This is a genomic window from Shewanella sp. S23-S33 (genome assembly GCF_043359565.1).
Lineage (GTDB): Bacteria > Pseudomonadota > Gammaproteobacteria > Enterobacterales > Shewanellaceae > Shewanella > Shewanella oncorhynchi.
The window spans coordinates 1-12,117 of sequence record NZ_JBHFFD010000058.1; the positions used below are offsets into that span (position 1 = coordinate 1).

13 protein-coding genes are annotated in these 12,117 nt (G+C 38.6%); 7 read left to right on the forward strand and 6 right to left on the reverse strand.

All coding sequences use genetic code 11. From position 1 onward, the window contains the following. Positions 1 to 56 precede the first annotated feature (56 nt). Positions 57 to 674, forward strand: a complete 618-nt coding sequence (locus ACHA99_RS15555) for a hypothetical protein (protein ID WP_263212442.1) — start codon at positions 57 to 59, stop codon at positions 672 to 674. A gap of 81 nt (positions 675 to 755) precedes the next feature. Here ACHA99_RS15555 and ACHA99_RS15560 read toward each other — a convergent pair whose 3' ends face one another. Then, positions 756 to 1,112, reverse strand: a complete 357-nt coding sequence (locus ACHA99_RS15560; RefSeq protein WP_263212441.1) for a group II intron maturase-specific domain-containing protein — start codon at positions 1,110 to 1,112, stop codon at positions 756 to 758. A 101-nt stretch (positions 1,113 to 1,213) separates the two neighbouring features. Beyond that, complete coding sequence (locus ACHA99_RS15565) at positions 1,214 to 1,429, reverse strand: hypothetical protein (protein WP_263186900.1); 216 nt, start codon at positions 1,427 to 1,429, stop codon at positions 1,214 to 1,216. A 664-nt stretch (positions 1,430 to 2,093) separates the two neighbouring features. On the opposite strand from ACHA99_RS15565, the gene ACHA99_RS15570 reads away from it, so the two are divergent. The 3 genes from ACHA99_RS15570 (at position 2,094) to ACHA99_RS15580 (ending at position 4,571) form a co-directional block, all read left to right on the forward strand. Then, positions 2,094 to 3,050 carry a Shedu immune nuclease family protein gene (locus ACHA99_RS15570; protein WP_012089215.1) on the forward strand — a complete coding sequence of 319 codons (957 nt, stop codon included), beginning with the start codon at positions 2,094 to 2,096 and terminating at the stop codon, positions 3,048 to 3,050. A 294-nt stretch (positions 3,051 to 3,344) separates the two neighbouring features. After that, complete coding sequence (locus ACHA99_RS15575) at positions 3,345 to 3,710, forward strand: hypothetical protein (protein WP_393943725.1); 366 nt, start codon at positions 3,345 to 3,347, stop codon at positions 3,708 to 3,710. Positions 3,711 to 3,830: 120 nt separating this feature from the next. Continuing rightward, a complete protein-coding gene (locus tag ACHA99_RS15580; protein ID WP_393943727.1) occupies positions 3,831 to 4,571 on the forward strand; it encodes a PhzF family phenazine biosynthesis protein in 741 nt (246 codons plus the stop codon). Between the two features lie 147 nt (positions 4,572 to 4,718). On the opposite strand, the gene ACHA99_RS15585 is transcribed toward ACHA99_RS15580, so the two are convergent. Beyond that, positions 4,719 to 5,147 (reverse strand): DUF6957 family protein, encoded by a 429-nt coding sequence (locus tag ACHA99_RS15585; RefSeq protein ID WP_263255515.1) that lies wholly within the window; start codon positions 5,145 to 5,147, stop codon positions 4,719 to 4,721. A 444-nt stretch (positions 5,148 to 5,591) separates the two neighbouring features. On the opposite strand from ACHA99_RS15585, the gene ACHA99_RS15590 reads away from it, so the two are divergent. From ACHA99_RS15590 to ACHA99_RS15600, 3 genes are all read left to right on the forward strand, one after another. Further along, positions 5,592 to 6,182: a hypothetical protein gene (locus ACHA99_RS15590; protein WP_393943730.1), complete on the forward strand. Its 591-nt coding sequence runs from the start codon at positions 5,592 to 5,594 to the stop codon at positions 6,180 to 6,182. 172 nt (positions 6,183 to 6,354) lie between these two features. Beyond that, positions 6,355 to 6,900, forward strand: coding sequence for a PIN domain-containing protein (locus ACHA99_RS15595; RefSeq protein WP_393943732.1), 546 nt, complete (start codon positions 6,355 to 6,357; stop codon positions 6,898 to 6,900). A 167-nt stretch (positions 6,901 to 7,067) separates the two neighbouring features. Then, on the forward strand, positions 7,068 to 7,631 hold the full coding sequence (locus ACHA99_RS15600; RefSeq protein WP_393943734.1) for a hypothetical protein: 564 nt from the start codon (positions 7,068 to 7,070) through the stop codon (positions 7,629 to 7,631). A gap of 288 nt (positions 7,632 to 7,919) precedes the next feature. On the opposite strand, the gene ACHA99_RS15605 is transcribed toward ACHA99_RS15600, so the two are convergent. From ACHA99_RS15605 to ACHA99_RS15615, 3 genes are read right to left on the reverse strand one after another with little or no spacing between them, the layout of a single operon-like run. After that, the gene (locus ACHA99_RS15605) at positions 7,920 to 9,353 is read right to left on the reverse strand and encodes a retron St85 family RNA-directed DNA polymerase (protein WP_393943736.1); all 1,434 of its coding nucleotides are present in this window, start codon (positions 9,351 to 9,353) and stop codon (positions 7,920 to 7,922) included. Then, entirely contained in the window at positions 9,350 to 10,594 is a 1,245-nt protein-coding gene (locus ACHA99_RS15610) for a hypothetical protein (protein ID WP_393943738.1), read from the reverse strand. The genes ACHA99_RS15605 and ACHA99_RS15610 overlap by 4 nt, the downstream gene beginning before the upstream one ends. After that, positions 10,585 to 11,514, reverse strand: coding sequence for a ComEC/Rec2 family competence protein (locus ACHA99_RS15615; RefSeq protein WP_393943740.1), 930 nt, complete (start codon positions 11,512 to 11,514; stop codon positions 10,585 to 10,587). Before ACHA99_RS15615 ends, ACHA99_RS15610 begins: the two co-directional genes overlap by 10 nt. Positions 11,515 to 12,117 lie beyond the last annotated feature (603 nt).

The following is a 12,117-nucleotide window of genomic DNA, read 5'->3' on the forward strand; positions in this document are numbered from 1 at the left end:
GTTACGCTGCGGCAGCCAATTAGCAAAGCGTTAGTTTCTTACAATTAGGATTGCGTATGATTTTTAATTCAGGGCCATGTGTTTTAGAATCAGAAAAAGAGCGGAACCTCTATACAAAGTTCTTTGCTGGTTATTTTTTTAATGAATTTATTGATGGATACGACGAGCGTGTAGTGTGGATAAATAGCTACCTATCAAAAAAATTAAATAAAACAGTGTCCTTGCAGTCTCCTTCAATCAGTTTTGATAATCATACATATTTACTCGATATCGACTCTGACAGAGGGGAATTTGCGGATATTTTACTTCATGACCCAGTATCAAAGACAATGATCGCAATTGAAGCGAAATACCTAACTAATTGGTCTATAGAGAAAGATATTAAGAGTAATCTTAAAAGAATTAACGCTATTAGAGAAAGGTATTATAAATATACATTACACTTTTGCCTTTTAGTAAGTTCCACTAAATGGAAGTCAGCCATAAAAATGAAAAAGCACGAGAGTAGTAGTTACGCCTGTTTTATTAAGGACTTCAAAGATGATGTTGGCGTATTGTTTTGGGAAGATCTTGTTGAATATTGTGATTCAAAAACCGTTAAAAAATATATGGAATATAGGCTCAGTTTAGTTAATGCACCTGCTTCCCAAAGGTATGCAAATATCCAAAACTAATCGGGTAGCCGGAGGTATTTAGCCTCCAGCCCCCACACCACCCTGCATGCGGCTCTGCACAGGGCGGTTCATTTAGAACGCCTAACCTGTTTTCTGGTTCGGATAGTTAACCGCGATCCATCCATCTCTCAGTGAATACAATCCTGCTTTCTTAAGATACTCATTACTCAGCGCTTGCTGTATCCCTGGTGTTTTCGAGCTTCGCCACGGCCCTTTGCTTGTAATTCCACAAGCAACGGCCGCTTGGATCCTGACGCCACGTTTGAGTAAGTTTTGTACCTTAGTCCGTGGCTTTCGCCATTGACGCCAGTAGCACATACGTACTCGACGACGGATCCAGTGGTCTAAATCGACACACTCTTGGTAAGCGTTGGCTATGCCAAAGTAATTGATCCAGCCTTGCATGTATTGCCGCACTTTAAACAATTGATAGCTCATGCTCACGCCCCAATTGCGGTTTGTCAGTCGCCTTATCTTTTGTTTAAAGATGTGCAGTGTTTTGACATGCCACTGGATCTTTCCGCGGTTAAAGGTAAACCCTAGGAACTTGCTTTGTCGTACCTTAACCACTTGGCTTTGGTCATGCCATCGATACCAGCCGCGCCATTATTGGCTTTAACCTGACGCCAAGCTCGGTGTAAATTCTCAGGCTGAAGCAGTTGTTGGAATAAATCGCTGTTGAAGGCTGGTTGCATATCAATACGCTGCTGATAGTAATCGTCTGGCGACGTAGTAGGTATCAACAAGTTTGACAAGACTCTTCCTTCTTCTAAATGTTCAGGCCTTCACCATGTACCCACAACGCTAACGCGGGGTATGCTATCCCATCCATTACGATGGGCGTTGGGCTACTATGCCGTCTGCTGACTTTTGCTTAATCACATGCCGAGTTGCCCCGTCATGCGCTATCGGTTTTCATCTGGTTCGCTCTTTTCAGTCGATGACACTGAAAAGCCAAGGCACTTATAAACCAGAGCCTGACTGGTTAATGACCGATCGCGTGTTAAGCAGATCTCCCCAGATAAGAACATGAACTTTCTTTGCACTGCTGCATCATTTACGGTGGCCATTAAATCACGTGATTTCGTCTTGTCCCCTTACTGCGTGAGGGAGGCCCTGCCAACTCACCTCTAGCCTACGCCTCATATGATGTTCTTGTTCATCAGCTCGCAAATTTGCTAGCGGCTTCCTTCAAACCAATCCTCGCGGATAAGCCCTTGCCATTCGCTAGTAGTTAACGTTTAATAACAGGATGTTATTGAACGGTGATCTTCCTACAGAGGACTTTCACCTCATTAGTTCATGCCATGCTGGGCGTACACATCGCCATCAAAAACGCGCCCTTTGAGCGCTCGACTCGCAACAAGTTGCTCGCGTTTGTGGCGGGCGTTAGCAGCTATGAGTTAATTGAGAGGTATCATGGCACAAATTAAAGACAGATTAGTTAGGATAATTCGTGATAAACCTCGTGTTCTGACTAGAGCTATATTTTGGAAGATTCCGCACAACACTTCAGAAGATGAAGTGTTTTTGAAGCTTGGTAGATACAATAAACCAAAGAGTTGGCATGAGAGTGAAACTCTCGAGCTCGATAGCCCTAAAAGTGAACTAACACTAGACAGTGAAGAGTTTCACAATTTAATTGATTTTATTTCAAACAATTATGAACCTTTCAAGCAAGGTACTAGAGCTTTCTTGCCACTTGATAATCCGTATGATCTTTCCAATGCTGAGCAAATTAAACAGTTGTTGAATTTGCCAGACAAACGGGGAATGCTTGAGTTCCTTTTGGCAAATGAGGTAATCCCTGAAGATCTAGAGTTAGGTTTAGAGCATGCTCGAAAAGTCCGAGCGCTAGATGAATTCCAATACCTTTTAGAGTCGGACTTTACTGAAAACGTATGGCAAAACTGGTTTGAAAAAAATAGTTGGGTTCTTGGTAGTGACTTTGTCAAAGTTCTAGATGAGAGGGCTATAGATACCCACAATATTTCAGACTTTCTGATGGAAAGCTATGATGGTTTTCTGGATATTGTCGAAATAAAACGCCCTGAGGGAAGCCTTAAATTTTGGTCTACGGGACTTGACCACAATAACTATTATCCGCACTCTGACCTAATTAAAGCTATCACTCAATCCCAGAGTTACATTCATGAAGTTGAACTGGAAGCTAACAGCGTCAAGTTCATGGAAAGGGTAGGCTACGTTAAAACCATCAAGCCAAGGTGCACTTTAATTTACGGGCGCTCAAATGATTGGAATAAAGAGCAACAACAGGCATTTCGCGTACTCAATAGTAGTTACCATAACCTAACAATTATGACGTTTGATCATGTCTTAGAAAGGGCAAAGCGCATAATTGGGAAACGCGGCTAACAAAACAATAAACAACATTCGCTTCGCTTATTGGGCACGATTATGACAAACATAGAAATCAAATGTGCTAGCAATCGCAAAAATGGGTAACCGCTGGCTGCTTACACTAGAGTCTACAAATGAGTTTGCGTTAGGGTTCGGAGAAACACCAGACAACATTATGATGTATGGTTTTGTTTCGCCTGATGCAGTAGGCGAGTGGTGCGCGTAGTTATCACATAATAATCAAATATTATTGCCGGCAACCCGCTGCGCGGTTTTCCGCGCTAAATTTGGGCGTAATAGGACTTAAATATGAACGAGACAGAAGAGCCAATTATCGATAATTTCTTGAATGAGATATGCTTTTTATTCCCAGAAGTGAAACGCAAAATGGATTCGCACGATGTCTTTATGGCCACTTCAAAAATGGAGGAGTTTGCAAATGCTACTACTCAGGCATTTTCTTCTGGCAATATTGCGTTAGCTCAAAGCTATCTAGATTACATAAATGAAAAATTACCCAATGCGCATCCAAAAGAGTTTGAGTTTATTGATGTGTATTATGTAGAACATTTGTTTTGGCAGGCTAGCCAGAAAACTAAAGAAATGGGCTGGCCTTTAGTGCCAACAAAGCTACAAAGTTTATATGTTGCATTTCATGGTAAACCTGCCGTATAACAAGTTGTAGCACATCGCCCCGTTGGGGCTTTGACTGGCGCCGCTTCGCGCCGACTGCACGTGTGCAAAGCGTTAAATTGCAGTCAAGGATGGTGGATTATCAACATAGAGATTTATGATGTGTTTAGCGGCGAATCGGCTTTTGGCAATCCTTGTGGAGTGTTAGAGCTAAATAACTGGCTGTCTGATACTGAGTTGCATCAAATTACTCATGATGTTGGACTGCCAGTGACTTCGTTCATTACTAACGTCGACGGACAATTTCACATTCGCTGGTTTGCATTGGATGGTGAAATTAACCTTTGTGGTCACGGTAGTTTGGGAGCTGGTGCAGCGATCCTTTCTAAGTACCAATTGGAAAAAGTAGTTTTCAACAGTAAACACGGTGAGGTAGTGATTTCTAAAAGAAATGGCCTATATTCACTCGTATTGCCGATCTGGGAAGGTAAGCCTTGTGCTGTTCCAGCAGAAATATCTGATTTGGCGATTGATGCCATTGATGTTTTTTCTACTCGAGATTTAGTCTTAGTTTTACCCTCGGTAGAGACGGTAATGAATTTCCAGCCAGATTATAAGCGCTTGAGAGAAATCAATGAATATCATGCTTTAATTGTAACGGCTGCAAATAGTAATAATGGTTATGTTCTAAGATACTTTGCTCCAAAAATTGGCATATCTGAAGATTTGGCAACAGGCTCAGCACAATGCTCTCTTGCACCGTATTGGTTTAAAAAATTTGGTTCAGACTCATTGAATGTGCGTCAACTTTCAATGTCCGGTGGTTATTTTGAAGTAGAGCGAGCAACTGAGAATTCAATAACAGTATTTGCTCAAGCAAAGCTGCGAGCAATTGCAATTTAACTAACGCTTCAATAGGGACTGTCAACGCTTGGCGTTTCCTGCCCCATTGAGCCGCGGTGGTTGCGATTGCTGTGGTTTACTCTATATCAACATCGACTTTACTAGCAAGGTAGGTAGGCCCTTATTCAAGAGCCCATTTTGAGCGTATCAGTAGATTTGACTGAATAATTTAATTTTCTGACCAAACTCGTTGAGGGACAGGTGCTTACTGTTACCGCTTCCCACTAAAATGTAGAAGGTATTGTTCGTTTCAAAGATGCAGTTATGGTGAGTATGGATAACCATTGTGGTTCTGACCCATCCACCACTGGGGAAACGGCCTTGGCCATCTTCAATTATGTGATTCGCCAGTACCAGCTCTTTAATAGGGTGAGTGCCAGGGGTGCCTTGTGGGACATCAATAATCCAAATGATCCACTCTGAAACGACGCACCAAGCTTTGAATGGTTGGATTGACTTACAATGCAATTTCATCTGTTCAATATCATCCATTCGACAACCATATGCGGTAGGGATGCCTTCAAGAGAGAACAGTTCTGCTGTTATTTCAGCTTGTTGAGCCAGTTTTTCTATCATGGGTTGCTCCTTAAATATTAAAGGCGCAAGTGCGTTTAAGCAGCTGATTTACGCTATAAACCGGACTGCATATCACGAACATTGCAACAACCCAATTTTAGTTTAGATGTTCAATACGATTCTGCCAGTAGACATCATTAAAATTAACTTACATAAATGACTCTCTCTTCAGTACAAGACTGTCCATCATCAATTTTTCACTGTGTTATTCGAGACCCATTTTGAAGGTAATTAGCTTGCCATTTTTTAGCCGTTAACATTTAATAACATCAGCTTAATGAAGGAGGTCTTGCGTAAATATATTTTGACTTCGATCGTTAATGCTCAGTTTCGGTATAGGTATGCTAAATCTGTTTGGAGTCGCTGCATTGATGCGTTTTTCTTTGCGCGACTGCAGCTTGGCATTCAAGCACTGTTTGTTAGGTTAGGGGCAAAGGAGCTGCAATGAAATATCTCGTGATACTGTTCGCCATTGGTTTGAGTGCATGCGCATCCAAACCAAACTTTCCTCAAGCCGGTATTGGGCAGACCTATGAGATTCTTGGGGCAACAATAAGTTCACCCAATGAGCCTAACTGGTACTTGATGCAACATGACCAAATGGGCATTTTCTTTGGCAAAGAAATGACGTCTAAAACAGATAGTCTGATTGCAAATGCATGGGTGTTTGGTGTCGGCGGGCATGAAGATGATGACTCATTCTTTGATTATGTGATTGCAGAGCGTGAGAGAAACGATGATAAAACGAGATTCGTCGACCGAGGTGTGAAAAACAACCGAGCAACCTTAAACGGAAGCGCCTGTATTAAGTACGTCACCATTGCAGAAGATCACGCAAGCAAAAGTAAGAGCAGCCAACCATTTCAATATTTCAGCACTATGGGCTATATCTGTAGGCATCCTGGCAACAAAAGCGTCGTGATCCAGCTTGAGGTTTCGTATCGTTCTGATCTACAGAATGTACCTAATGGTATTACACTTATGTCAGATCAATTTTTCAACTCCTTAGAGTTTATTAATAATAAAGTGAAGTAATGAAGCTGTTGAAATGTCGGTATCTAGCAGAACCGCACAAAACATCGGATACTGAACAACAACCGGACGTTAGTTTTACATATCAATCCGATTTTGCTTATGAGGGAAGGAATTAGCGCTATTGGCTTAAACAAGCGCAGCGTTAATTATACGAAGACTAAGGAGACACACATTGAAGTGGGCATTTATAGACTATGAGAACATTGGATGTCTTAGTAAAGTAGACCTCGCTATTTACAGCAAAGTGGTTCTATTCCTTGGTGCGAAACAGCCAAAAATTGACCTTGGCGACACTAAATACGATTCTCCTATCGAGCTTGTTTTAGTTCAACTTAAGGCAACTCAATCCAATAACCTAGACTTCCATCTATCATATTACCTCGGTAAGTTTGATAGCGAAGCTTCTTCAAACATATCATTTGAAATCATCAGTAATGATCAAGGTTTTTCACCGCTAATTTCACATATCAAAACGAATGGCAGAATTTGCAAACAGGTCAAAGTTGCCACCGCACCAAGTACAAAAAGTAAATTGATTAGCTCATTAACGTCGAAGCCTAAAGAAAAGCGACCTAAAAAGGTAACAAGTCTTCGTAACCATATTGCGGCGCATATGGGGGTTAAGGGCAACGATGTAGCGATACAAAATTATTTCAACCAACTGGTGAAGGAAGAACTCGTTAAGATTTCTGGTGATACAGTGGAGTACAAATGCTAGCTGATTATTCATGTATTCTAACAGGGCTCTTCATTTAGAACGCCTCAACTTGAACTTTCAAGTCAGGATAACGAACTGCGATCTCCATCTAAATATCACTCCCTATCTGCGCCAAAGCGTTCGCATTTTCCGCTACTTGAGGCGGTAGGTTTCAACGAGAGGTCGTTATGAATCAAGAATTTTATTCAGCAGCAATTAGTTTAATCAGCTTGTCAGTCTCTATTTTTGCTCTTTATTTGAACTATCGGAACAATAATGTTAGTAGGAAATCTTATTTAATAAACCGTAAACTTATTCGAAACTACAATTTACATGTTGATTTTGTTAAATCAACCCAACTGGATGATCGATATGTGACTCATTTGGTTGTTTTTAATCCTTCAGAGGTTGGGTTACTTCTCCATAGTCTTACTGTCTTTGAAATCGTAGAGAATCGTAGCTGGTTAAATCAGTTTTTAAATAAGCGTGAATGGCTAGAATTGACAGAAGCAAAATGGTGGCCGACAACTAACTTAGATGACCTAAATATAAAATCGAGAGCTGAAGAATATAAAAATGTATATGTGGAAAACAATAGAGACATATATGTTTCAATACCAGGCTTCATACCAAGAACTAAGCATAAGTTCGTAATCGTGACAAACCTTGGGGAATACGAACATATTGGAAGTATTGATTCAACAAAAAGCTATTTTTCACATAATTATCAGCAGTATTGGTATGAGAAATAATACTAATTTGGTAGTCGGAGGTATTTAGCCTCCAGCTTTCATACTAGCCAGCAGCTCCGAACAGTGCGATCAAATTTAGAACGTCTAATAATAGTCAATAAGCACATGCAGACGGTTATCTTGTACCTTAGTTAACACGGATTGCGATATCAATGTCTTTGGGGTGGCAGAGCAGTGCCTCTAACATAACCGCTTCAGTTTGAAGCCAAAAATCAATTTCAAATAGGCTAATAACATAGTGCCTCTTTGACATAGCTTTCATAGGCTTCTATGGCTTTACTAAACTTTTTATAGAAGTTTTAATTTATCAATAATAGATTGGTACTTCTTTAAATTCTTTGGAGTATCTCCATTCTCAAAACTTTTTAGATAGTTCAAGTGACCGTAAAGCTTTGGTAAAAGATCAATGTTATTCTCAACTTCAGTTCTATGAAAAAGCGCTCTTACTTCTTTTCTATACTTTCTTGACGGCCTTAATTCACCGTTATTTATGGCAACACCAGTTACAATTTGGCAGCTATTGTAGCTAACGATTCTGGTTTTATTTTTATTTAAATTTAATGAATATGAATTTAGTTTTTCTGATATTAAATCCTTTATATTTTTAAGTGAATCATAATCATCAGAGCCGATAATCAAATCATCTGCATATCTACTATAACTAAGTTTATTATCCAAACAATATTTAGAAATAAACTCATCGAACTTGTACAAATATGAGTTTGAAATAATTGGACTAGTAGGTGCACCTTGAGGCAAGGCACCATTCAAAGTAACTATCTTTGCAAATAAAATGGCAAGCTCGGGTTCAATCTTGTTTTGTACAAAACATTTTGCGACTTGTTTGGTAGAAATGTTATCAAAAAAAGATTCTATATCCATACACAAAATAAACTTTCTATTCAAATGTACATTAGCATTATCTTTAATTGATTTGTTCTTCCTGTATGCATAGCAGTTTTCATGCTCTTTCAGTCGGATTAGAAAATAATCTAAGATCCAATACTGAACTGTCTTTAAAAATGCTCTAGGAGAACATATAACTCTTACACCTTTACCTGACTTCTTTGGTATTTCAAAATATCGATAATATTTTTCTGTTTGATTACAAAAATCTTTTAACAAGTATGAACTTACACCGACTAGTTCAGAAATTGTAATAATGGCATCATCAATACTGTCAAACTTACGAGGGATACTATTCGCACTATAGAAATTTAGATGAGTTGAAGTTAAGGGGGCTTCTGATTTTGAACCAATATTTAATTGCCAATATACCCTAGGCCAGAAATTCTTCTGGGTTTGGGGAAGGGGCCCCGAGGACAGAGGAATTTCTGGCCTAGGGGATACTTTTGTGCTTGATCTTGCTTGCTTAAGTGGTGATGCACCACCCATATTTCTTTCAGAAGCACCCTTATCAACAAAGCTAACATCCCTTACAGATTTCAGCAAGTAAAGTCGTTCTTTATCCTTTAGTGCTCTAAGCTGATTGCCTAAAAAATCATCGCCTTCATGCGTAATACTGTATAACTTGTTTCTTTTCGACACACATCTTATAAGACCATCAGTAATAAGCTTTTCAACTGTTTTTTCTATGTCAAACTCTTTGTTTGATTGCTTTAACAGCATCTGAATAATAAAGTGCTGAACCTCATTCGGGGTTGCTGGTTGGATCACGCCCAGCCCCCAAATGAAAGTTTTAAGGTTTAATTCACTACTCATGTTATTTTCCCTAAGCATGTGTGAAGACTAGTGATTCCATCTATAACATCTTTAATCATCGAGTCATTAAACTTACTAAATTCGAAAACACGTGCTTTAACTTTATCTTCCGCAAACTTAAAAGGGCCATCCTTGATAAAGTCTTGAGTTGTTATGACATTATCCTCATAGAATATATAAACATCTTTCTGTTTCCTACTATTAAATATGAAACTAGATAACAGAGACAACTGAGAAAAAGTTGAGTGATCATCTGCAATGATAACCAATGAACTACATTCTACGGACTCTATGAAGGTTCGCTCTTCAAGATGAGGGTATGAGCCTGTTTGTACTAAAACCTCCTTTCCACCACCAACTGAAAAATTAATTCCTTCTTGATTAAGTCCATGTATTAATTTGGAAAATACAGTTTTGGCTTTAGTGCTCGAACTACAATCACTAGGAGCACAAACCAATATTTTGTATTTTTTATCAGATATTTGAGTTAGCAACTCTTTTGCTAGCTCAGCTCTAGATTCTTCAGAGTTTAAAGGAGAATTATGGTGTAGGTTATTATGCAACTTTCCTAAGCTCGTATTTATCTCAACGTCTTTCCAAATTGTCTTTATTGCACTAACACCAACGAGATCTACTTCTGAGATAACACTGGTTTCAGGTAAAGCTTTAATAACACCTTGTAAATACAGTTCCCCATTGTGCTGACAAAAAATCCCTGAACCAGAAACTCCTTTAAATTGGCTAGCACCCGCTCCTCCCATATTTAGATTATGAAAGGTATCCTTATCCACTTTGACACTGTACTCGAATTTTTTATCACTTCCAGAGTATTGAATGTTATCAATAAATTGTGGACGAGCATCTGAAGAAGGGTAAACACATATCATTGAGTTGGTTAAAAAAGTATTATCTTTAACTTCCAGCAGATTTAGTTCAATAAAGGATTGAATATCCTCATTGCAACTGATTATTTGTAAAATTGATAAATCAGTCGTTTTTGCGTCTTCTAATTCCCCATGGATTTTTATAGGATTATATTTTATAGAATCTATTTCAACTATTAAATCTGCCAGTGAGTGACGTAAACCACTCCAGTCTTCTTTATATAAGACATGCCCACAAGTAATTATGAAAATATCATTTCCTTTTTTAAAAGGAATACAACTTCCAAGTAGAGAATCACTCATAGATGTTTTTACATGGCCAACCAATAAGTTTTTATGTTGAATTATTAAAGACACCACAGCTCTACATCCTGTTGCAAAATAAAAGTCAAACTTTCCATATCTTCCAAATATTTTTCTTTATACCGCTGTCTAATTAGACCTTCAATTGGGTAGTTTAAATAAACATTAAATATACAACCCTTTTGTTTCGCACGGTTTGATAGCAACCTCATCGTTTCGGGATCAGGATGTTCATACCTGCTACTATTTGTTGCAACAATATAATCATTACATTCAATTATTTCTAATAAATCTGCATCGGTATTATGCTTGCTACCATGATGTGAAAGTTTCACTAAATCAAACTTTAACTCTTTAGATTCTAATAAAGCCTCTTTTACATCGCCAGCGTGTGAATCACCTAAAAAGAGTGCCTTTTTATTCTTATATTCAATTACTAGACATACAGACGCTTTATTAAGGATATCTCCATTGTTTCTTTGAGACTTTTGATAGTCATAATTACCTTTTGCTTCGTCCCATACTCGACTCAAGTCCCAATTTTGACAAAGCTTTTGACAAAGCTCCAGAGATGGGAGTATGGGTTTGATCTTTAACCCCTCAATTTCAATAGGTGCTGTATTTTTTGTAATAGGGAGAAAGTCAGTACCTCTTTTCTGAAGCATTTTTTGAAGCGTATCACCATGCTCATATCGAACATCTGTGCCATTATAATTACTTGCCAAGTCGGGGTTATTCATAAAGAACGCGCAGTTTGTTATATCTATGTCAGCTTGTTTGATTAGATTGATGGCTCCGCCAATATGGTCATAATCTACATGCGTTATAAATATTGCTCTAAGATTGTTGCCCTGTACTTTTCTCAGTATCTCACCATATGTATTGGGCATACCACCATCAATCAAAACGCAGTTACCTTGCCATGTGATAACAAAAGAGTCACCAGTCATAGCTTTTAAGGAAGATACGATCATAAAGGAGCAAAAAATTAGGTAATTGATAAAGTTATCATCTCACAATCTAGTTGCATTGTTAACTCATTATCTAAACAGCAACTTGAATCGCCACTAATTTCCTAGACACCTAGTTAACCAGTGATTTTTCAAGTCTTAGGTATGTTGACTGGGAGTTTGAGCGCATATTTTACTAATATAGAACTCTTCAATAGGGATTCACAACGCTTTGCATTTTTGCTATGTATTGATTCAATTGAACAAAGTGGTGGTTAGCAGCAGCTTTTGTATTGCGTTGGTCAGCGATTAACAGGGGCTTACCCATAGAAATTTTTATCCGAAATTCACCTGATACTGCCGACGTTCTAACACGCTTTTGTCCCATTTTTGAGTCAGCGACATCTTCGTTGACTCACATATGCCCCAAAGCTTGTTTCACCTGATAGACGACTCAAATCACTAAACCATAATTTGACCTAGTTTTCTTAATGTTGGTTGGATTGGAGTAACATCACCTATCTATCAGGCGAGCGTTCTTGACCCAACTGGCATTGTTCTTATATGTATACTTGCGATTTAGAATTTTGAACATTGGAGACAAAAGTCTGCCCTCCAATTTTCTAC

Coding starts and splice junctions, on each gene's coding strand:
- ACHA99_RS15615 (WP_393943740.1), bottom strand. CDS start 11,514: ATGATCGTATCTTCCTTAAAAGCTATGACTGGTGACTCTTTTGTTATC.
- ACHA99_RS15570 (WP_012089215.1), top strand. CDS start 2,094: ATGGCACAAATTAAAGACAGATTAGTTAGGATAATTCGTGATAAACCT.
- ACHA99_RS15560 (WP_263212441.1), bottom strand. CDS start 1,112: ATGAGCTATCAATTGTTTAAAGTGCGGCAATACATGCAAGGCTGGATC.
- ACHA99_RS15555 (WP_263212442.1), top strand. CDS start 57: ATGATTTTTAATTCAGGGCCATGTGTTTTAGAATCAGAAAAAGAGCGG.
- ACHA99_RS15585 (WP_263255515.1), bottom strand. CDS start 5,147: ATGATAGAAAAACTGGCTCAACAAGCTGAAATAACAGCAGAACTGTTC.
- ACHA99_RS15605 (WP_393943736.1), bottom strand. CDS start 9,353: ATGAGTAGTGAATTAAACCTTAAAACTTTCATTTGGGGGCTGGGCGTG.
- ACHA99_RS15600 (WP_393943734.1), top strand. CDS start 7,068: ATGAATCAAGAATTTTATTCAGCAGCAATTAGTTTAATCAGCTTGTCA.
- ACHA99_RS15575 (WP_393943725.1), top strand. CDS start 3,345: ATGAACGAGACAGAAGAGCCAATTATCGATAATTTCTTGAATGAGATA.
- ACHA99_RS15590 (WP_393943730.1), top strand. CDS start 5,592: ATGAAATATCTCGTGATACTGTTCGCCATTGGTTTGAGTGCATGCGCA.